Below are 19,386 nucleotides of genomic sequence, written 5' to 3'. Positions count from 1 at the left end.
GGACCCCGGCCTTTTCTTGTCCGTGTCGGCGCCTCAGCCCTCGGCGACACCGGAAAAATAGGTCTGGATGAAGGTCGGCTCGCCCATCCGCTCCAGCAGGTCGAGCTGCTGGTCCAGCCAGCCCCAATGCCCTTCTTCGTCGATGACGATGGACTCGAACAGCATACGGCTTCCAATATCGTTGGCCTCGAACGCCTCGCGCGCCGATTTGGAATAAAACTCGATCGCCTCTTCCTCGTCGGCCCGGTCGGTCTCGAACATCTCTTTCAGGCTCTCGGCCTTGACCGGCTCTTTCTGGGCCACCATCCGCGGGGTGCCGCCCAGATACAGGATGCGCTCGATGAACTTGCCGGCATGGCCCAGTTCTTCCTGCATCTCGTCGCGCATCGTCGCGGCCAGCTTGTCCAAGCCCCAATCCTCGAGGACATGGGCATGCAGCAGGTATTGCTGCGCGGCGGTCAATTCCATCGACAGGGCTTGCTGCAGCGACGCTAGGCTGGACTGGTTACGGGGCATGGGATGTCTCCTTTGGCACGAAGTTTATCACGTTTGACATCGACGTAAGCACGTGGTGACGCCACACAAGATGGCGCAACGCCGCTCCGCCGCGCATCGGCAGCGCCTGTAACAGGGGGGATTCCCATTTGCGGCCGGATGTGCGATTCTCTTGCCAAAGGTGGCCATCAGAGACCGCCGAGCCGAGGCAGAAAGACAGCGATGTTGCGCTCCGTTTCACCCACCGGGCTGATCCTGCCCCTCCTCCTGATCGTGGGGGCCTATTTCACCTTCATGGCGGTTCAGGGCAACAATGGCCTGTTTCAGCGCATCCAGATCGAGTCCGAGGTCGACCGCCTGTCGCGCGATCTCGCCCGGCTCGAGGCGCAGACCCAGCGCATGGAAATCCTGACGCGACGCCTGTCGGACGATTACCTCGATCTCGATCTGCTGGACGAACGCGTGCGCGCCGTCCTGGGCTATGCCCGGCCCGACGAACTGATCCTGCCCTGATCCGACGTCATTCGCCTCACGCATGGCTGTTCTGCGCGGCTTTCGCGCCGTTGCGTCATCGTGGGGGGTGCATTCACGCTCGGCGTTTGCTAAGGATTGTTCAACGTTAAACTATTCCCGCGCAGAGGGAGGGGGCAAAGCCTATGGCAACCCGGAAAACAGCCGCGAAATCAACGGCCAAACCCAATGTCTCGGCCGACGAGCTGAAAACCTATTACCGCGAGATGCTGCTGATCCGACGATTCGAGGAGAAAGCCGGCCAGCTTTACGGCATGGGTCTGATCGGCGGGTTCTGTCACCTTTACATCGGGCAGGAGGCCGTGGTGGTCGGGCTCGAGGCGGCCGCCGGCGAAGGCGACAAGCGCGTCACCTCGTATCGCGACCACGGCCACATGCTGGCCTGCGGCATGGACCCCAAGGGCGTCATGGCCGAGTTGACGGGCCGCGAGGGCGGCTATTCCAAGGGCAAGGGCGGCTCGATGCACATGTTCTCTAAAGAGAAGCATTTCTACGGCGGCCACGGCATCGTCGGCGCGCAGGTGCCCATCGGCGCGGGACTGGCCTTTTCCGACAAGTACAAGGGCAATGACCGCGTGACATTCGCCTATTTCGGCGATGGCGCGGCCAACCAGGGCCAGGTCTACGAGACCTACAACATGGCCCAGCTTTGGGACCTGCCGGTGATCTTCGTGATCGAAAACAACCAGTATGCCATGGGCACGGCCGTCAAACGCTCGACCAAGTCGCCGAACCTGTGGGAACGCGGCGCAGCCTACGGCATCGCCGGCGAAGAGGTCGATGGCATGGACGTTCTGGCGGTGAAGGCCGCGGGCGAAAAGGCCGTGGCGCACTGCCGCGCGGGCAAGGGCCCCTACATTCTCGAGGTGATGACCTATCGCTATCGCGGCCACTCGATGTCGGACCCGGCCAAGTACCGCACCCGCGAAGAGGTGCAGGAAATGCGCGAAAAGCGCGACGCGATCGAACATGTGCGCCAGCTTCTGCTCCAGGGTGACCACGCGACCGAGGACGACCTCAAGGCGATCGACAAGGAAATCAAGGAGATCGTCAACGAAAGCGCCGAGTTCTCGAAACAGAGCCCCGAGCCCGCGCTCGACGAACTTTGGACCGACATTTACGCCGACGCGGCGCCGCAGACCGCCTGATCGGAGGGGACAGACCAGATGGCAACCGAAATCCTGATGCCCGCGCTTTCGCCCACGATGGAGGAAGGCACCCTTGCCAAGTGGCTGGTGAAAGAGGGCGATACCGTCGCCGCCGGCGATATCCTGGCCGAGATCGAAACCGACAAGGCCACGATGGAATTCGAGGCCGTGGACGAGGGCGTGATCGGCAAGATCCTCGTGGCCGAAGGCACCGAGGGCGTGAAGGTCAACAGCCCCATCGCCATCATCGGCGAAGAGGGCGAGGACATGGAGGCCGCCGAGGCCAGTTCCTCGCCCGCCCCCGTGGCGCTCGAAACCTCCGAAGGCCGCGCCGATCCGGCGCCGTCGAACGGGGCCGCCCCTGCCCCCGCTGCCCCCAAGGCCGACACCAGCCCCGACTGGCCTGCCGACGCCGAGATGAAAAAGCAGACCGTGCGCGAGGCGCTGCGCGACGCCATGGCCGAAGAGATGCGCCGCGACGACACCGTCTTCGTCATGGGTGAGGAAGTGGCCGAGTATCAGGGCGCCTACAAGGTGACCCAGGGCCTTCTGGACGAATTCGGCGCCAAGCGCGTGATCGACACCCCGATCACCGAGCACGGCTTTGCCGGGCTCGGCGTCGGCGCGGCCTTTGGCGGTCTGCGCCCCATCGTCGAGTTCATGACCTTCAACTTCGCCATGCAGGCGATTGACCAGATCATCAACTCGGCGGCCAAGACGCTCTACATGTCCGGCGGCCAGATGGGCGCGCCCATGGTCTTCCGCGGCCCCAACGGCGCAGCGGCCCGCGTCGGCGCCCAGCACAGCCAGGATTACGCCGCCTGGTATTCGCATATTCCCGGCCTCAAGGTCGTGCAGCCCTATTCGGCCGCCGACGCCAAGGGCCTGCTGAAAACCGCGATCCGCGACCCCAACCCGGTCATCTTCCTCGAAAACGAGATCCTCTATGGCCGCTCCTTCGAGGTGCCGCAGGTCGAGGATCTGACCATTCCGTTCGGCAAGGCACGGGTCTGGCGCGAGGGCACGGATGTGACCATCGTCAGCTTCGGCATCGGCATGACCTACGCGCTCGAGGCCGCCGAGCAACTGGCCAGGGACGGGATCGAGGCCGAGGTGATCGACCTGCGCACCCTGCGCCCCATCGACTATGACACGGTCATCGCCAGCGTCATGAAGACCAACCGCTGCGTCACCGTCGAAGAGGGCTTCCCCGTCTGTTCCATCGGCAACCACATCGCGGCCCATGTGATGCAGAACGCGTTCGACTATCTCGACGCGCCGGTCCTGAACTGCACCGGAAAGGACGTGCCGATGCCCTATGCCGCGAACCTCGAAAAGCACGCGCTGACCTCGGTCCCCGAGGTGATCGAGGCCGTGCGCGCCGTCACCTACCGCTGAGGAGAGCCGCAGATGCCCACAGAGATCCTGATGCCCGCGCTCTCGCCCACGATGGAGGAAGGCACGCTTGCCAAATGGCTGGTGAAAGAGGGCGACACCGTCAATTCCGGCGACATCCTGGCCGAGATCGAGACTGACAAGGCCACGATGGAATTCGAGGCCGTGGACGAAGGCACCATCGGCAAGATCCTCATCGCCGAAGGCACCGAGGGCGTGAAGGTGAACAGCCCCATCGCCGTTCTTCTAGAAGATGGCGAAAGCGCCGAGGATATCGGCACCGCCGGGGGCCCCGCACCGTCGGCGCCGCAGGCGTCCGACGCGGGCAAGGAGGCGGCCGCCCCTGGCGGCTCCGACGCGCCCGCGCCCGTCGCCGCCGCCGCCACCCCGGCGCCCGCCGCGCCCACGGGCGGTGACGGCAGCCGCATCTTCGCCTCGCCGCTGGCGCGCCGCATCGCCGCCGACAAGGGGCTCGACCTCGCTCAGATCAAGGGCACCGGTCCGCGCGGGCGCATCGTCAAGGCCGATGTCGAGGCCGCCCAGCCCGGCGCGGCCCCTGCTGCCGCAGCCCCAGCCGCCGCGTCCGAGGCTCCGGCCGCGGCATCGAAACCCGCCCCCGCCGCCATGCCCGCAGGCCCCGATGCCGCGCAGGTCATCAAGATGTACGAGGGCCGCGCGTTCGAAGAGGTCAAGCTCGACGGCATGCGCCGCACCGTCGCCGCCCGCCTGACCGAGGCCAAGCAGACCATCCCGCATTTCTACCTGCGCCGCGACATCAAGCTCGACGCGCTCTTGGCCTTCCGCAGCCAGCTCAACAAGCAGCTGGAAGGGCGCGGCGTGAAGCTGTCGGTCAACGACTTCATCATCAAGGCCTGTGCCCTGGCGCTTCAGGCTGTTCCGGCGGCCAATGCCGTCTGGGCCGGCGACCGGATGCTGCGCCTGAAACCCCGGACGTGGCCGTGGCCGTCGCCGTCGATGGCGGCCTCTTCACCCCGGTTCTGAAGGATGCCGAGATGAAATCGCTCTCTGCCCTTTCGGCCGAGATGAAGGATCTCGCCACCCGTGCCCGCGACCGCAAGCTGGCCCCCCATGAATATGTCGGCGGCGCCTTCGCGATCTCGAATCTCGGCATGTTCGGCATCGACAATTTCGATGCGGTCATCAACCCGCCGCATGGCGCGATCCTGGCCGTCGGCGCGGGCGTGAAGAAACCCGTCGTCGGCGCCGATGGCGAACTGGCCGTGGCCACCGTCATGTCGGTGACGCTCTCGGTCGATCACCGGGTGATCGACGGTGCGCTCGGGGCGGAATTGCTGCAACAAATCGTGGACAACCTCGAGAACCCCATGGTCATGTTGGCCTGAGGGCGGCGCCAGCCCGGCCCGCCCCGACAATCCGGACTCATCAAGGGGTGCAAACCTATGAACTGGAACGATGTCGTGGCCGAGGGCCAGGTCCATATCGAGGATTATTGCGGCAAGCAGGAAAAGGCCGCCAGTGGCTTTTTCGCGCTGCACGAGGCGACACTGGAACCCGGCGCGCTCGACACCAAGCACAAGGAACTGATGGCATTGGCCATCGGGATCGCCAAGCAATGCGTCGATTGCATCGGCTTTCACACCAAGGCCGCCAAGGCCGCCGGTGCGACCCGCGCCGAGATCGAGGAAACCGTGTCGGTCTGCGTGATGATGGGCGGTGGCCCGTCGCTGATGTACGGGACCAAGGCGCTCGAAGCCTACGACCAGATGCCCGAGGCGTGAGCTGTCCGCCGACTGCGCGAAACCTCGCCTGTGGGCTGATCTGGATCAGCGACTCGTTGACAATGCAACGGCAGGCATGGTTTAACGCCACTCGGGATACAAAGGCATACGCGGCCGCGCCGGAGGAGACGTAGACGCGACCAGAAGGGGCAGCGCCGTCAAGGTCTGCCCCTTCTTCGATTCAGGGCCGCGCCCCGGATTCTTTTACAAGATTTCACGACAGACGACGCCACACCCCCGGCGCCAGCCCCTCGAGTGTATGCGGGCCGATCTGCCAGCGGATCAGCCGCAGCACCGGCAGGCCGACATGGGCGCACATCCGGCGTACCTGGCGGTTCTTGCCCTCGGTGAGGGTCAGGCGCAGCCAGGCCTCGGGCACGGATTTGCGAAACCGCACCGGCGGGTCGCGCGGCCACAGCCAGTCGGGCTCGGACACCGCCTCGATCTTGGCGGGCCGGGTCAGACCGTCCTTCAACGTCACACCCTCGCGCAGGGCTGTCAGCGCCGCGTCATCGGGGGTGCCTTCGACCAGTGCAAAATAGGTCTTGGGCGTCTTGGCCCGGGGCGAGGTGATGCGCGCCTGCAAGCGGCCATCGTCGGTCAGCAGCAAGAGCCCCTCGCTATCGCGGTCCAACCGTCCGGCGGCATAGACACCGGGCTGGTCGATATAGTGCGCCAGCCCCGGCCATGTCCCCTCGTCCGTGAACTGGCTGAGCACGTTCATCGGTTTGTTGAACGCGATCAGCATGACGCCGGCACGGATGCACAGACCGCTGTGCGGCCACATTGATTGACCACGCCAATGATCAGGCCACATGGGCGCGTAACCATCAACGGAGTTCCCCCATGATCCCGCATCGTTATGCCCCTGTCCTGTTCTCGCTCATTCTGTCCGGCCTGATGTCGGCCATCGTGTCGGCCATCGCCACCTTTCGCACGGTCGGCTTGCCCGCCGATTTTGCCGCCATCTGGGTCGGGTCCTGGCTGACCTCTTGGGCCATCGCCTTTCCGGCCGTTCTGGTCGTGGCCCCCATCGCCCGCCGCCTCGTGGCGGTGCTGACGACCCGTTCGCAGCAGGGCTGAGCCGTCGCATGTAAGTACGGCCTGTGTACGCCCGGTGTACGGGGTGCGACAGGGTCCGCGCTCAATGCGCCTCGGCCCAGTTTGCCCCCTGCCCCGCATCGACCACCAGCGGCACATCCAGATGCACCGCCGGGTGCGCCGCCCCCTCCATCACCTCGCGGGCGCGGTCGATCAGGCTAGTCCACGGCCCCCTCGTCTACCTCGAAGATCAATTCGTCATGCACCTGCAACAGCATGGTCGCGGGCAGATCAGCGATGGCGGCCTCCATCCGGACCATGGCACGGCGGATGATGTCGGCGGCCGTCCCCTGGATCGGCGCGTTGATCGCGGCCCGCGCGGCAAAGCCCGCGGTCGGCCCCTTGGCCCCGATCTCGGGCGTGTTGATCTTGCGGCCAAAGAGCGTCTGCACGAACTTGTGCTCCTTCGCGAAGCCCTTGGTCGCGTCCATGTAATCCTTGATGCCGGGGAAGCGTTCGAAATAGCGGTCGATGAATCCCTGCGCCTCGGCGCGCGGGATGCGCAGGTTGCGCGCAAGGCCGAAGCCGGAAATCCCGTAGATCACGCCGAAATTGATCGCCTTGGCCTGCCGCCGCACATCCGGCGTCATCTGGTCCAGCGGCACGCCGAACATCTCGGACGCGGTCGCGGCGTGAATGTCCTGCCCCTCGCGGAAGGCCTGCTTCAGCGCGTCGATCCCCGCGATATGCGCCAGGATGCGCAGCTCGATCTGAGAATAATCGAGCGAAACCAGCACTTTGCCCGTCTCGGCCACGAAAGCCTCGCGAATGCGCCGCCCTTCGTCCGAGCGCACGGGAATGTTCTGCAGGTTCGGATCGGTCGAGGCCAGCCGCCCCGTATTCGCCCCGGCGATCGAATACGAGGTATGCACCCGCCCCGTGTCCGGGTTGATGTGGTCCTGCAATGCGTCGGTATAGGTCGATTTCAGTTTCGACATCTGCCGCCAGTCCAGCACGCGCGCGGGCAGATCATGCTCGGTCGCCAGATCCTCCAGCACATCCGCCGGCGTGGAATACTTGCCGGTCTTGCCCTTCTTGCCGCCTTCAAGGCCCATCTTCTCGAACAGGATCTCGCCCAGTTGCGCGGGCGAGCCGACATTGAATGTCTCGCCCGCCAACGCGTGGATCTCATCCTCCAGCGCGGCCATCTTCTGCGAGAACGCGTTGGACATGCGCGACAGCGTATCGCGATCCACCTTGATGCCCGCCCGCTCCATCCGCGCCAGAACCGGCACCAGCGGGCGCTCCAGCGTCTCGTAAACCGTCGTCACCTGCGCACGGTGCAGCTGCGGCTTGAACAGCAGGCCTAGGCGCAGCGTCACATCCGCATCCTCGGCGGCATAAGGCGCAGCCTTGTCGATCTCGACCCGGTCGAAGGTGATGGCCGATTTGCCCGAGCCGATCAGATCCTTGATCGGGATGCAGTGATGCGACAGGTAGCGCTCGGCCAGCGTGTCCATCCCATGCCCATGCAACCCGGCGTTCATCGCATAGGACATCAGCATCGTGTCGTCGATGGGCGCGACGTCGATGCCGTAGCGGGCCAGCACCTTGACGTCATACTTGGCGTTCTGCGCCAGCTTCATCACCGCGTCGTCCTCAAGCAGCGGTTTCAGCATCTCCAACGCCACGTCCAGCGCCATCTGCCCCTCGGCCAGCGCGTCGTCCGAGAACAGGTCCCCGCCCGCCCCGCCGCCGCGATGCTGCAACGGGATGTAGCAGGCCTTCCCCGGCGCCACGGCCAGCGAGACACCCACCAATTCCGCCCGCATTTCATTCAGCGAGGTCGTCTCCGTGTCGAACGCCACCGAGCCGCGCGCATGGGCGGCGTCGATCCATCTCTGCAGGGCCGCCGCGTCGCGGACGATCTCGTAGTCCTCGGGCTTGATCGGTGGAAACTCGGGCGCGCTTTCGGCCTCCTCGCCCGAGGCCGCCCCGCCCGGATCGGTGTCGGGGATGGTCGGCGGCGCGACGCCCATCTCCTCGGCGATGCGGCGGGTCAGCGTGCGGAACTCCATCTGCGACAGGAACTCCAACAGCTTGTCCGCCTCGGGCTCGCGCACCTCCAGATCGTCGAGGCTCTCGTCCAAGGGCACCTGGTCATCCAGCGTGACGAGTTTCTTCGATAGCTCGATCTGCGCGCGCTTCTCGATCAGCGTCTGGCGGCGCTTGGGCTGCTTGATCTGCTCGGCACTGTCCAGAAGCGTTTCCAGATCGCCATATTCGTTGATCAACAGCGCGGCGGTCTTGATCCCGATCCCCGGCGCGCCGGGAATGTTGTCGACGCTGTCGCCGGCCAAGGCCTGCACGTCGATCACGCGATCGGGGCCCACCCCGAACTTGGCTTCGACCCCCTCGGCATCGATGCGGGTGTTCTTCATCGCGTCGAACATCTCGACCCCGCCGCCGACCAGCTGCATCAGGTCCTTGTCCGACGAAATGATGGTGACGCGCCCGCCCGCCTCGCGCGCCTGGCGGGCCAGCGTGGCGATGATGTCATCGGCCTCGAACCCCTCCAGCTCGATACAGGCCAGGTTGAAGGCCCGCGTCGCCTCGCGCGTCAGCGGGATCTGCGGGCGCAGATCCTCGGGCATGGCGTCGCGATTGGCCTTGTATTGGTCATAGAGGTCATTGCGGAACGTATGACTGCCCTTGTCGAAGATCACAGCCGCATGGGTCGGCGCATCGGGGCCGGTATTGGCCTCGATCATCTTGTGGATCATGTTGCAAAACCCCGACACCGCCCCGATGGGCAGCCCGTCGGATTTCCGCGTCAGTGGCGGCAGCGCGTGATAGGCCCGAAAGATGAAGGCCGATCCGTCCACCAGGTGCAGGTGATGTCCCTTGCCGAATGCCATGATCCCTCCGCGCGCGCGTCTGCCCCGGTTCCGAAACGTCCGGGCGCGCCCCGCAACCGGGAAGGATCGGCGCCCCGGAAGGTGTCAGGCCTTTTGCCCGTCCTCGCCCAGGACCTTGTCGGCGAAATCGGCATGCACGAACAGCTTGTCGCAATAGCCGCACTCGACATGGCCCGTGTCGCGATCCAGCGACAGCCAGACGCGCGGGTGCCCCAATGCGCCTTCACCACCGTCGCAACTCACGCGCCAGGCGTTCACGATCTCGGTTTCGGGGGCGGGTCTGGTCATGCTCGGTCGTCCTCCTGCTTGTCCCACGCGGGACCGCACCTTAAGTCGCCATTCGGTATCGCAGCTTGCACGCGGCCCGACAAGGCCCGGAAAGGACCATCACGATGACCCAGACCCAGACCCGCACCGCCATCGAGATCCGCGGCCTGACCAAGACCTACGCGGCCTCGGGGCGGGCGCCGGCGAAACAGGCGCTCAAGGGCGTGGATCTCGACATCCCGACCGGGTCGATCTTCGGGCTGCTGGGGCCGAACGGGGCCGGCAAATCGACCCTGATCAACATCATGGCGGGGATGGTCCTGAAATCGTCGGGCTCGGTCAGGATCTGGGGCTTCGACCAGGATGTGAACCCGCGGCAGTCACGCGCCGCAATCGGCGTCATGCCGCAGGAACTGAACCTCGACCCGTTCTTCACGCCCCGCGCCGCGCTCGAGGTGCAGGCCGGGCTCTACGGTGTGCCGAAATCCGAACGCCGTTCGGACGAAATTCTCGAACTCGTCGGCCTTACCGACAAGGCCGAGGCCTATGCCCGCACGCTCTCGGGCGGCATGCAGCGCCGCCTGCTCCTGGGCAAGGCCCTGGTGCACGCGCCCCAGATCCTCGTCCTCGACGAGCCGACGGCCGGGGTCGATATCGAATTGCGCCAGATGCTCTGGCAGAATGTGCGCCGCCTGAACCGGGCCGGGATGACCATCATCCTGACCACCCATTACCTCGAAGAGGCCGAGGAAATGTGCGACGAGATCGCCATCATCAACCATGGCGAGGTGATCACCCGCGACCGCACCGAAAACCTGCTGGCGCGGATGGATCGCAAGACGCTGCTGATCTGGCCCGAGGGCGCGGCGGGCGAGATCACCCTGCCCGAGGGCGTCACGCTCGAACGCCGCGAGAACGGGGCGCTCGCCTTGTCTTACCGCACCACCGACACCAGGCCGGGCGCCATCCTCGACGCCGTCCGCGCCAGCGGCACCGCGATCCGCGACATCCGCACCGAGGATCCGGACCTCGAAGACGTCTTCGTGTCGCTGACCTCGGGCCGCGCTGCCTGACCCCCTTCATCTTGGCCGAAAAACTCCGGGGTCCGGGGCAGCGCCCCGGAACCTGAGCCGCCCCGGCAAGGGGCGGCGAGGCGAAAGGTGTGCGGCGCAAGCCGCTCCGCTGTCCTGGCGGCCCGGCCTCAGACCGCCTTGGCCAGCATCCGGCCCAACGGGCGACCGCCCAGGATATGCAGATGGTAATGGGGCACCTCCTGCACCCCGTCGCCGCCTGCATTGGAAATCACCCGATAGCCCGCCCCGCCCATGCCCGGGGCGACCTCCAGATCGGCGCAGATCCGCGCGACGACGCGGTGGAAATCCACGATTTCGGCCTCGCTGGCCTGGGCCGCGAAATGATCCAGCGTCACATAGGCCCCTTTGGGGATCACCAGCACATGCACGGGGGCCTGCGGGGCGATGTCGTTGAAGGCCAGCGTATGGTCGGTTTCCATCACGGTGCTGTTCGGGATCTCGCCGCGCAGGATCCTGGCAAAGATGTTCTGGTCGTCATAGGCATAGGCCATCGCTGGGGGCTCCTTCAGTCGGCAAAGAGATAGGGGGTATCGGCCAGCGCCTGCCCGATCTCGGGGGGCGTGTCGAAAAAGCTGCTCAGCACGGCGCCGTTGACCTCGGGGTCGCGATCCTCGCGGACCCGCCAGTGATCGTTGAACTCGGCTTCGCGGATGCGCACCGATTCGTACTGGAATTCGTGGCGCAGCGTCGGCAGCATGCGCTGGATGACCTCGGTCGGGGTTTCTTCGGTCGCCAGCCCCACACGCCGCGCATGGCCCACCAGATACTGATCGTCGAACACGCATTGCAGCTCGAGCAGACGGGTCGCGGCGCGATCGGACATGAAATCGCGCATCAGGTCGATATTGGCCGGATCCAGGCAGATCATCAGACGATCCGTGTCGTAGTAATCGAACAGCATGCGCATCAGCGCGCGGCGGTGGCGGTTGCGTTTGTCGAGCGTCCGCTCGATCCCGCCAAGATGCGGCACCGTGCAGCTTTCCTCGTCGAAGAGGTATTCGACCCCGGCAATGCCCAGCCGATCCTCGGCGGCGTAGAGCATGCGCTTGGCCACATGCCATTTCTTGCAGACGATCATCAGCAATTCGCGATCCGGGCCAAGCGTCGCCTCGCGCTCCCAGAACCGGGTGCCAAAGCGCCGCCCGATCCGGCCCCGTCCGGTCAGGAAGGCATGCAGCTTGGCCCCCTCGCGCCCGACGGTGAAATCGGTGCGCCCCGATTCCCACAGCGCGCCCAGGCGCTCCTTGAGGACCGTCGCCTCGGGGCTGATCTTGCGCGCGAACAGGTAATCCTGACTGATCAGCAGATCGAACTGGTCATTGTAGAAGGTGACCGGCATCCCGTAATCCGAGAACATCTTGAACGTCAGGGTGCGGCTTTCGATCTCGCGCTCGGGCACCAGGTGGCGCACCAGCGTCTGGAAAAAGGTCTCGTCCGGGATCCAGGTGGTGCGGAAAAAGCGCACGACATCGGGCCGTTCCTTGCAGAAGGCCAGGATCGCCTCGATGGTGCGGCGGCGCAGGCACCACCACTGGCTGCCGATCATCACCTCGATATCGCGGGGAATGCGCCGCTCCAGCCCCAGCCGTTTCTGGATCTCGAACATGGTATAGAAGGCGCGCTTGTGCTTGCGCTCGTTGAACCAGTGCCGATAGATCAGCCGCTCGGCCTTGAACCCGGTCTTGATCCAGTCGGAGGCGAAGAAATCGAAGCTTTCGATATAGTCGCGGTCCGCCGCGTCGAGAAACCGATGGGCATAGGCCGCCGATTTGACAGATCCGCAATCGCCCGAGAGCATGTAGAAATGGGTGGCGCGCGCAAAGGCCTCGACGGCGGCCTGCACGGCGTTCAGCGTGGCCTGCACGAGGCTCCACTCGCCCCAGCCGCATTTGATCCGTTTGGCGAACACGACATTGGGGTTGTCCTTGAGCGCGTCGCGGATCTGGGCGAAGGCCTCGGGCCTCGCGCGGGCATCGAAATGGATCGACACGTAGTCGCCAGTCGCCGTGAGACGCTCGGCCTGGCGGATGATGGCCGGCGCGTCCTTGTGGCAAAGAAGAATGAAGGCGATTTTTGCCATGCCGGAAACGATTAGCCTCAAACTTGCCTTTTTGTTTGCTCATTACTAGCCGAGCGAGATTGATAAAACATCACTTCTTTGGTCTTTTCTGATCGAACCCGCAGCGGCATACCGGCAGCACGCATGTGCGACAAGGCAGAGGCAACGAGTATGGGGTTTCCCGGAACCTGGATGACCACCAGCGAAAGCGTCGTGTACCGCGTGGTACCGAAATGCGCCTGCTCGACCATCGGGCAGATCATGTACTACACCGACAATGGCGAATTCTTCGACGGCGACATCCACGATGCCCAGTCGGGCATGCACAAATGGGCGTTCGACGATAGCCAGCCGCTGATCACCAGGAACGTGACCGGCCACGGCTCGTACGCGTTTACCTGCGTGCGCAATCCCTACACGCGCATCCTGTCGTCGTTTTTCGACAAGATCTGCGGCATCCAGCGCAATGGCCGACGCTATCGCGGCAACATGGTGCCGCTTCTGATCCAGAAATACGGGATCGAGGTCGGCGGCGACGACGGCAAGGGCGAGTTCGACCAGATCGCCAGTTTCCGCCGGTTTCTGCTGTTTGCGCGCGATACGATCCGCTGGCGCAAGCCGATGGACCCCGACATTCACTGGTCGGCCATGTCGGGCCATGTCTCGACCTTTGTCGTCAATGGCGGCACCTACGACCACATCTTCTGGACGGAAAAGTTCAACGAGGGGATGCAGACGGTGCTCGACAAGATCGACGTCGCCCACCCGATCGCGCTGCAGGACGTTCCGCGTTTCAACGAAAGCGAGGGGCACGGCCCCAAGCGCGCCCACCCGGTCGAGGACTATTTCGACGATCTGTCGATGCACCTGGTCTACGAGATCTACAAACGCGATTTCGAGCTTTTCAAATACGATTTCGAGAACCCGGCCAACAAGATGCCGATCGGCGAGATCGACCTCGACGAGGTGCACGCCAAACTGGGCGAGTGACGCCTTTTCCGCGCCGACCGTTGCGGGGATGCCGCATTGCCGGGTCAAGCCGCAGCCGATGGCAAACGCGACGTTGCGTCGCGTGCGCGGGCGGGGCTAGCCTTGCCGCGTTTACCAAGAAGGTCTTTCAGACAAGAGGTACGGGATGTTCGATTTCACCACGGCCACCGCACGGCGCGGCGCGGTCGCGGCACTGCTCTGTGCCTCGGTCTTGTCGGCGGGCGCGATGCCCGGCGCGGCGCAGACCGCCAGCCTGGCCCAGCAGCGCGACGCGGTCTTTGCCGAAATGCTGGCCGATCCGACCAACCGCGACGTGATGATGCGCTATGCGCAACTGTCGGTTCAGATGCGCGAGTTCGAGGCCGCCGTCGCCACGCTGGAACGGCTGATCGACCTCGAGCCGCGCAATTCCACCGCGCGCGTCGAGCTTGGCATCGCCTATTTCTCGCTGGGGAATTACGACCTGGCCGAATACCATTTCGCCGCCGCCGAAGCCGGCGGCGCCCTGACCCAGTCCCAATCCGCCCAGGTCGCGCGCTACCGCCAGGAGGCCACGCGCCGCGACGCCGACAGCGCGTGGTCGGCGCATGTGGCGCTTGGCTATGCCTTCACCGAAACCGACCTGTCGCAGTCCGAGGGCCTGTTCGGGTCGGCCAGCCTGGATTGGCGGCTGGATCTCGGCGGGCCCTTCGTGACGCAATGGGTGACCGAGGCAGCGCTGTCCAGCTACCTGCCCGGCACCGATTTCGACGACATCCTGTTCAATTCGCGTCAGGAGATGCGGCTGACCACCGGCCCCGAGTTTCGCCTGACCGGCGACACCTACGGCCCGCGGCTGCGCCCCTATGTCGAGCTGTCGATGGTGCGCTTTCCCGACGACCCCTTCGACCTGAACACCGATTTCGACAGGGCCGCCATCGGCATCGCCTACCAGAACCCGCATAACGAGCGTTGGACCACCTTTGCCGATCTGTCCTACGGCACGGGCGAGTTGCTGGAGAATGGCGGCGAGGACTTCACCTATCACGAGGTGATGCTGGGCGCGGTCTTTCGGCCGTCGCGCGACACGCGCCTGCGCCTGACCGTGTCGGCCGAGGGCGCCGAGTTCGATTTCACCACCGACACCGCCTATGGTCTCCGGCTCGAGGCGCAGCATGCCTTCGACGCGCCCTTCGATCTGCCGCGGCAATGGGTGGCCGGGGCCTTTGCCAGCGCCGACTGGATCACCACCGACTACGACTTTGCGTTTTTCGACGATGACGAGGAAACCCGCACCGCCTTCGGCGTGATGCTGCGCAGCTTCGTGACCGACAGCCTGTATCTCGAGACCCGCGTCAGCCATGTGATGACCGAATTGAACACCGGCCCCGATCAGGATGCCTCGGTCGTGTCCGCTCAAATCGGATGGGAGTTCTGAGATGCCGCGCCTGACCTCTGTCGCCCGCCCCGTCCTGGCCGCCGCGCTGCTGGCCATCGGCGCCCTGCCCGCCGCCGCACAGCAGATCGGCACCGTCGCTCGGCCGAGCGACTGCGCGGCACCCCGCCGGGGGCGGCCACCCGCACCCTGGGTGTCGGCACCGCGCTGACGGCCGATGAAACGGTCCAAAGCTCGGCCACCGGGCGCGGGCAGCTGTTGTTCGCCGACCAGTCCACCCTGTCGCTGGACCCCGAACACCACCATCGTTCTGGACCGCTTCGTGTTCGACCCCAACCAGGGCGCGGGCGAGATGGGCCTGCAACTGACCGAAGGTGCGCTGCGGTTCATCGGCGGCACGCTCAGCCGCGACGAGCCGGCCACCATCACCACCCCCTCGGCCACGATCGGGGTGCGCGGATCGTCCGCGCTGGTCTTCGCCTCGGGCGGCGACACCTATGCGGTGTTCATCGCCGGCGAGCGTCTGTGCCTTGCCACAGCGTCGGGCGGCACCGCCTGCACCAGCCGCCAGGGCGGCGTGCTGGGCAATGACGGCTACCTGGGCGAGGTATCGCCGCAATTCCTGGCCTTTCTGCTGCAACTGATCGACGGCGCGCCGCAATCGGGCGGTGGTGCGGGCCTGGGCAGCGGTGTGGACACCCCCAACCCCTCGGACCGCGGCCCGGTCTCGACCGGCGGGGAGGAGTTCGATTTCGACCTGTTCGAGGACGGGTTCGACATCGACACGATCATCGGGTTCTTCGCGGGCGAGGAATGCCTTCCGTTCTTCTACGAAGAACTCGGCACCAACCGCGCGGCCCCCAATGAAATCTACGAAGGAATCTTCTGCTTCGGCGGCGATTTCTGAGGCCCGCGCCTAGCGTTTCGCGGTCGCCACCGCCGCCCCGATCCAGTCGGCGGGCGGCGGCGCACGGTAGAACGCCTCGATCCGGTCCAGATAGAGCCGCGTCAAGAGGGCGGTGTCGCAGAAATCGACCTGTAGCGCGGCAAGGGCGGCAAAGCCCTCTTCGGCGCGGGCCCAGTTGCGCGCCAGGTAGTCGCCCCGCGCCTCGACCAGAAGCTGCGCGAAACGCTCGACATCCGGGGCGCCCGCGGGCAGGACCGTGGCGATCTCGACCGGGGTGCCGAACCCCTTGACCGCGATCAGGTCCAGCACGATGGCCACCAGCCCCTCGGCCGCGCCGTGCCCGGCGGCGGCGGCCGTGGCGGGACCGACGCAGGCCGCGACGCCGTATTGCCGCGTCAGCCCCTCGAGCCGCGCGGCCAGGGTCACGCTGTCGCCGATACAGGTGTAGGACAGTCGGTCGCGCGATCCCATCAACCCGACCGAGGCCGGGCCGGTGTTGATCCCGATCCCGACCGAGACGGGCGGCAACCCCTCGTCGTGCAGGGCCGCGTTGGCGCGGGCGGCGGCCTCCTCGACCGCGAAGATCGCGCCAAGCGCCGCCTCGGCATGATCCGCGCGCGCGATGGGGGCGTTCCAGAACGCCATGACCGCATCGCCCATGAACTTGTCGATGGTGGCGCCGCGATCGACCAGCGCCTCGGCCACCGCGGACAGGTAGGTGTTGACCAGTGTCACGACGCGGGCCGGGTCCATCCCCTCGGTCACGGTGGAAAAGCCGCGCATGTCCACGAACATCACCGACAGATCGCGCTCGGCCCCGTCGGGGGTCAGGGCCGCCTCGGGGTTGGCCTCGATCCGCCCGATCAGTTCGGGCGGCAGGAAATAGGCAAAGCGGTTGCGGATTGACCGGCGCGCGCGCTCCTTGGCGATGAAGCCCAGGGTCGTGCCCGGCACATAGACCGCCACCGCCGTCAGGACCGGCAGAACCGGGTTGAACAGCCAGCCGCCGGAAAACGCCCACAGCCCCCCAAGGATCGCCACCGCCACCAAGGCCGCCGCCGCGATCAGGCCCGCCACAGGATGCTCGCGCAACTGCAAGAGCGTCAGCACCCCGCCGATCAGCACGATCACCACCACCTCGAGGCCGAACATCCAGTCGGGCCGCGTCAGGAAACTGCCCGAGACGATCTGTTCGATGACCTCGGCATGCAGCATCACGCCGGCCACCTGCCCGCTCAGCGGCGTGGTGCGGATGTCGAACAGCCCCTGCGCCGAGGACCCCACCAGCACGATCCGCCCCGCCAGCCGTTGCCGCAACTCGGGGTCCGGCCCGTCCAGTTGCAACACCTGCGCGGCCGGTGTGACCCGCGCGGGCTGATCGCCCGCGAAATGGATGCGAAACCGGCCATCACCCTCGACCGGGTAGCTGAGCGCCCCGCTGCGCATGGCCACGGCCGCATTGGTCCCGCCCGACACCTCGCCCGAGGCTTCGGTCGTGCGCAGGATATGGCCGCCCGCGCCTTGTGCCACGCGCAGGAGTTCCGCCGACAGCGCGGGGATCAGGGCCTCGCCCACCTGGCTCACCATGGGCACGCTGCGGGTGATCCCATCGGCATTGCGCCCCAGGCTGACCATGCCCAGCCCCGCCGCCGCCTCGGTCAGGGCGGGCAGGTTCTCGACCGCCGCCGGGTAGCGCACCAGCCCCGGCGGCACCGTGCCGGTCACGGCGATCCCCGCCATGGGGACGGGCCGACCGCCCTCGGGCGCGCCGGCCACGGACAGAACCACGGGGCGGCCCGCAATCGCCGCGGCGAAGCGGTCGTCATGGGGCGGCAGCCCCAGATCGGGCAGGATCGGGGGGATGCCCTCGGCAAATCGCGCCCAGCTTTCGGCGATCCGCTCGGGAGAGGTGCGGTCCGGCTCGGGGAAGAGCACATCGAACCCCACTGCCGCGGCCCCGTGATCGAACAGCCGGTCGGTCAGGGCCGCCATGTAGCTGCGCGGCCAGGGCCACTGCCCGAAGGCATCCAGCGAGGCCTCGTCGATATCGATGACATGGACCGGCGCCTGGGGATCATAAGCGCGCGGGCTGGCGCGCTGGTAGGCGTCGAACACCGAATCGCGCGCCCGTTCGAGGATCAGCGGCGCGGCCCCGGCCAGCAGCAGCATCAGCGCCGTCATCCCCAGGCCGAGCAGCAGGGTGATCCGCCTCATCTCCTGCCCCGCCCTCGGGGCCCGTCATCGGGTTTTCGCGGCACCGGCAGCCCCTTTTCGCTTGTCGCTATCACCCTCGGATCGTGGGCGATTTTGGCCGCTGTGGCAAATGCCGCCTGCCCCGACCGGCACGAAAGCATTGGCGGTGCGACTGGCCGCTAGCTCAGGCCCGCCTGGCTTTCGGGGTCGATGGCCGGGATCGTGTCGCCCGAGGGCGCCGCGCCGGTCACCGGCCGGCTGCGCGCCGCGCGGTCCATCGGCACGCTGTCGGCGACCTTGCGGGCCAGTTCCTGCCCGAAGAGGGCCACCATCGCATTGTTCAGCGCGGGCTTGCGCGCCATCATCGCCTTGAGCGGCCCGATCGGCAGACGGATCACGGTGCCCCCCTCGGGCAGGCGCACATCCGCCGAGGACGGATTGCCCGTCAGAAACGCGATCTCGCCCACAAAGGCCGGCCCGCCCACCGGAAAGCTCTTGCCCTGTTTGCTGATCTCGATGCGGTCCGAAAACACCAGCATCAGGTGTTCGACCGGCTTGTTTTCCAGCGTCAGTGGCGTGTCGGGGCCCACGGTCTCGCGCTCCATGATCTTTGCGATGCGGCGAAACTGCCCCGGTGTCAGCGTTGCGAAATGGCGCAGCAGGGCGCGGTCCTCGGCGCTCATGCGCCAGGTCGTCCGCTCGAGCAGGATCAACAGGATCAGCGCCACGTTCACCGCGACCAGCGACATGTTGGCCAGCACCGATTGCAGGATCGGCTCGGGGCGCAGGGCGTAGAACAGCACGTCGCAGACGATGCCCGTGGCCACGAGGAGACGCAGCACCAACTCGTCGCGCACCGCGAAACCCGTGATCTTGAGCGCAAGCCCAAGGCCGAGAAGAGCGGTCAGATAAACGGGATCGGTCATTCAAAAGGGCCGTTCTGGAACAATTGGCAGCAATACCGCGGCCAGACGGCCACCCCGCCTTGTTATCGAAGGGGGCGCGGAACGCAAAGCCTTGCGTGCCTCAAACCGCCCGCGCCGGCGCATATGAAGTTTTCATGACAATGCGCGCAAAACGATCTGCATCAAATCCGGCCCGGCCCATGCGCCCCAAGCTGCGCCTGCGAGACAACCAACAGACCGCCCCGCCCCGGCCCCCGCGCCGCGCGGGGCCGCCTCAGATGATCGCCGAGGAGACCGGACATGGAGGA

At 66.1% G+C, this 19,386-nt stretch carries 18 protein-coding genes and 1 pseudogene; 11 read left to right on the top strand and 8 right to left on the bottom strand.

The features are described from left to right. Positions 1–33 precede the first annotated feature (33 nt). Complete coding sequence (locus tag ROSELON_RS11550; protein ID WP_025312541.1) at positions 34–516, bottom strand: bacterioferritin; 483 nt, start codon at positions 514–516, stop codon at positions 34–36. 201 nt (positions 517–717) lie between these two features. On the opposite strand from ROSELON_RS11550, the gene ROSELON_RS11545 reads away from it, so the two are divergent. The 6 genes from ROSELON_RS11545 (at position 718) to ROSELON_RS11525 (ending at position 5,329) form a co-directional block, all read left to right on the top strand. Continuing rightward, positions 718–1,008, top strand: coding sequence for an FtsB family cell division protein (locus ROSELON_RS11545; RefSeq protein ID WP_025312540.1), 291 nt, complete (start codon positions 718–720; stop codon positions 1,006–1,008). Positions 1,009–1,151: 143 nt separating this feature from the next. Then, positions 1,152–2,174 carry a pyruvate dehydrogenase (acetyl-transferring) E1 component subunit alpha gene (gene pdhA, locus ROSELON_RS11540; RefSeq protein ID WP_025312539.1) on the top strand — a complete coding sequence of 341 codons (1,023 nt, stop codon included), beginning with the start codon at positions 1,152–1,154 and terminating at the stop codon, positions 2,172–2,174. Between the two features lie 18 nt (positions 2,175–2,192). After that, positions 2,193–3,572, top strand: coding sequence for a pyruvate dehydrogenase complex E1 component subunit beta (locus tag ROSELON_RS11535; protein ID WP_025312538.1), 1,380 nt, complete (start codon positions 2,193–2,195; stop codon positions 3,570–3,572). Between the two features lie 12 nt (positions 3,573–3,584). Further along, positions 3,585–4,571: a 2-oxo acid dehydrogenase subunit E2 gene (locus ROSELON_RS11530; RefSeq protein ID WP_407059655.1), complete on the top strand. Its 987-nt coding sequence runs from the start codon at positions 3,585–3,587 to the stop codon at positions 4,569–4,571. Beyond that, positions 4,529–4,933: a 2-oxo acid dehydrogenase subunit E2 gene (locus ROSELON_RS19205; RefSeq protein WP_407059654.1), complete on the top strand. Its 405-nt coding sequence runs from the start codon at positions 4,529–4,531 to the stop codon at positions 4,931–4,933. Before ROSELON_RS11530 ends, ROSELON_RS19205 begins: the two co-directional genes overlap by 43 nt. Before the next feature lie 57 nt (positions 4,934–4,990). Next, the gene (locus tag ROSELON_RS11525; protein WP_025312537.1) at positions 4,991–5,329 is read left to right on the top strand and encodes a carboxymuconolactone decarboxylase family protein; all 339 of its coding nucleotides are present in this window, start codon (positions 4,991–4,993) and stop codon (positions 5,327–5,329) included. A 214-nt stretch (positions 5,330–5,543) separates the two neighbouring features. Here ROSELON_RS11525 and ROSELON_RS11520 read toward each other — a convergent pair whose 3' ends face one another. Then, positions 5,544–6,077 carry a pseudouridine synthase gene (locus ROSELON_RS11520; RefSeq protein WP_025312536.1) on the bottom strand — a complete coding sequence of 178 codons (534 nt, stop codon included), beginning with the start codon at positions 6,075–6,077 and terminating at the stop codon, positions 5,544–5,546. 98 nt (positions 6,078–6,175) lie between these two features. On the opposite strand from ROSELON_RS11520, the gene ROSELON_RS11515 reads away from it, so the two are divergent. Further along, positions 6,176–6,412 carry a DUF2798 domain-containing protein gene (locus ROSELON_RS11515; protein ID WP_025312535.1) on the top strand — a complete coding sequence of 79 codons (237 nt, stop codon included), beginning with the start codon at positions 6,176–6,178 and terminating at the stop codon, positions 6,410–6,412. A 61-nt stretch (positions 6,413–6,473) separates the two neighbouring features. On the opposite strand, the pseudogene polA reads toward ROSELON_RS11515, so the two are convergent. Further along, positions 6,474–9,288 (bottom strand): annotated as a pseudogene (gene polA, locus ROSELON_RS11510) (DNA polymerase I). Positions 9,289–9,372: 84 nt separating this feature from the next. Then, the gene (locus ROSELON_RS11505; protein ID WP_025312534.1) at positions 9,373–9,576 is read right to left on the bottom strand and encodes a zinc-finger domain-containing protein; all 204 of its coding nucleotides are present in this window, start codon (positions 9,574–9,576) and stop codon (positions 9,373–9,375) included. 104 nt (positions 9,577–9,680) lie between these two features. On the opposite strand from ROSELON_RS11505, the gene ROSELON_RS11500 reads away from it, so the two are divergent. Next, the gene (locus tag ROSELON_RS11500) at positions 9,681–10,628 is read left to right on the top strand and encodes an ABC transporter ATP-binding protein (RefSeq protein ID WP_025312533.1); all 948 of its coding nucleotides are present in this window, start codon (positions 9,681–9,683) and stop codon (positions 10,626–10,628) included. A 128-nt stretch (positions 10,629–10,756) separates the two neighbouring features. On the opposite strand, the gene ROSELON_RS11495 is transcribed toward ROSELON_RS11500, so the two are convergent. Further along, positions 10,757–11,140: a histidine triad nucleotide-binding protein gene (locus tag ROSELON_RS11495; RefSeq protein WP_025312532.1), complete on the bottom strand. Its 384-nt coding sequence runs from the start codon at positions 11,138–11,140 to the stop codon at positions 10,757–10,759. Between the two features lie 14 nt (positions 11,141–11,154). After that, positions 11,155–12,729 carry a DUF5928 domain-containing protein gene (locus ROSELON_RS11490; protein WP_025312531.1) on the bottom strand — a complete coding sequence of 525 codons (1,575 nt, stop codon included), beginning with the start codon at positions 12,727–12,729 and terminating at the stop codon, positions 11,155–11,157. A 150-nt stretch (positions 12,730–12,879) separates the two neighbouring features. Here ROSELON_RS11490 and ROSELON_RS11485 point away from each other — a divergent pair, with 150 nt between their 5' ends. The 3 genes from ROSELON_RS11485 (at position 12,880) to ROSELON_RS17545 (ending at position 15,980) form a co-directional block, all read left to right on the top strand. Next, complete coding sequence (locus ROSELON_RS11485; RefSeq protein ID WP_025312530.1) at positions 12,880–13,698, top strand: sulfotransferase family protein; 819 nt, start codon at positions 12,880–12,882, stop codon at positions 13,696–13,698. A 145-nt stretch (positions 13,699–13,843) separates the two neighbouring features. Further along, entirely contained in the window at positions 13,844–15,115 is a 1,272-nt protein-coding gene (locus ROSELON_RS11480; protein ID WP_025312529.1) for a tetratricopeptide repeat protein, read from the top strand. A 175-nt stretch (positions 15,116–15,290) separates the two neighbouring features. Continuing rightward, positions 15,291–15,980 (top strand): FecR family protein, encoded by a 690-nt coding sequence (locus ROSELON_RS17545; protein ID WP_156945931.1) that lies wholly within the window; start codon positions 15,291–15,293, stop codon positions 15,978–15,980. A gap of 9 nt (positions 15,981–15,989) precedes the next feature. Here ROSELON_RS17545 and ROSELON_RS11470 read toward each other — a convergent pair whose 3' ends face one another. Both ROSELON_RS11470 and ROSELON_RS11465 read right to left on the bottom strand, forming a co-directional pair. Continuing rightward, entirely contained in the window at positions 15,990–18,194 is a 2,205-nt protein-coding gene (locus ROSELON_RS11470; protein WP_025312528.1) for a CHASE2 domain-containing protein, read from the bottom strand. 158 nt (positions 18,195–18,352) lie between these two features. Next, positions 18,353–19,099: a Crp/Fnr family transcriptional regulator gene (locus ROSELON_RS11465; RefSeq protein ID WP_025312527.1), complete on the bottom strand. Its 747-nt coding sequence runs from the start codon at positions 19,097–19,099 to the stop codon at positions 18,353–18,355. Positions 19,100–19,386 lie beyond the last annotated feature (287 nt).

Source organism: Roseibacterium elongatum DSM 19469, from assembly GCF_000590925.1.
Classification (GTDB): domain Bacteria; phylum Pseudomonadota; class Alphaproteobacteria; order Rhodobacterales; family Rhodobacteraceae; genus Roseibacterium; species Roseibacterium elongatum.
The sequence above is the reverse complement of the archived record's forward strand: the minus strand, read 5'-3'. Positions and strand labels throughout refer to the sequence as shown.

What these genes read in the sequence shown, in the direction of transcription:
- ROSELON_RS11520 (WP_025312536.1), bottom strand. Translation starts at nt 6,077, where the DNA reads ATGCTGATCGCGTTCAACAAACCGATGAACGTGCTCAGCCAGTTCACG.
- ROSELON_RS11490 (WP_025312531.1), bottom strand. Translation starts at nt 12,729, where the DNA reads ATGGCAAAAATCGCCTTCATTCTTCTTTGCCACAAGGACGCGCCGGCC.
- ROSELON_RS11480 (WP_025312529.1), top strand. Translation starts at nt 13,844, where the DNA reads ATGTTCGATTTCACCACGGCCACCGCACGGCGCGGCGCGGTCGCGGCA.
- ROSELON_RS11515 (WP_025312535.1), top strand. Translation starts at nt 6,176, where the DNA reads ATGATCCCGCATCGTTATGCCCCTGTCCTGTTCTCGCTCATTCTGTCC.
- ROSELON_RS11535 (WP_025312538.1), top strand. Translation starts at nt 2,193, where the DNA reads ATGGCAACCGAAATCCTGATGCCCGCGCTTTCGCCCACGATGGAGGAA.
- ROSELON_RS11495 (WP_025312532.1), bottom strand. Translation starts at nt 11,140, where the DNA reads ATGGCCTATGCCTATGACGACCAGAACATCTTTGCCAGGATCCTGCGC.
- ROSELON_RS11470 (WP_025312528.1), bottom strand. Translation starts at nt 18,194, where the DNA reads ATGAGGCGGATCACCCTGCTGCTCGGCCTGGGGATGACGGCGCTGATG.
- ROSELON_RS11465 (WP_025312527.1), bottom strand. Translation starts at nt 19,099, where the DNA reads ATGACCGATCCCGTTTATCTGACCGCTCTTCTCGGCCTTGGGCTTGCG.
- ROSELON_RS11550 (WP_025312541.1), bottom strand. Translation starts at nt 516, where the DNA reads ATGCCCCGTAACCAGTCCAGCCTAGCGTCGCTGCAGCAAGCCCTGTCG.
- ROSELON_RS11545 (WP_025312540.1), top strand. Translation starts at nt 718, where the DNA reads ATGTTGCGCTCCGTTTCACCCACCGGGCTGATCCTGCCCCTCCTCCTG.
- ROSELON_RS17545 (WP_156945931.1), top strand. Translation starts at nt 15,291, where the DNA reads ATGAAACGGTCCAAAGCTCGGCCACCGGGCGCGGGCAGCTGTTGTTCG.
- ROSELON_RS11500 (WP_025312533.1), top strand. Translation starts at nt 9,681, where the DNA reads ATGACCCAGACCCAGACCCGCACCGCCATCGAGATCCGCGGCCTGACC.
- ROSELON_RS11525 (WP_025312537.1), top strand. Translation starts at nt 4,991, where the DNA reads ATGAACTGGAACGATGTCGTGGCCGAGGGCCAGGTCCATATCGAGGAT.
- ROSELON_RS11530 (WP_407059655.1), top strand. Translation starts at nt 3,585, where the DNA reads ATGCCCACAGAGATCCTGATGCCCGCGCTCTCGCCCACGATGGAGGAA.
- ROSELON_RS11485 (WP_025312530.1), top strand. Translation starts at nt 12,880, where the DNA reads ATGGGGTTTCCCGGAACCTGGATGACCACCAGCGAAAGCGTCGTGTAC.
- ROSELON_RS11505 (WP_025312534.1), bottom strand. Translation starts at nt 9,576, where the DNA reads ATGACCAGACCCGCCCCCGAAACCGAGATCGTGAACGCCTGGCGCGTG.
- pdhA (WP_025312539.1), top strand. Translation starts at nt 1,152, where the DNA reads ATGGCAACCCGGAAAACAGCCGCGAAATCAACGGCCAAACCCAATGTC.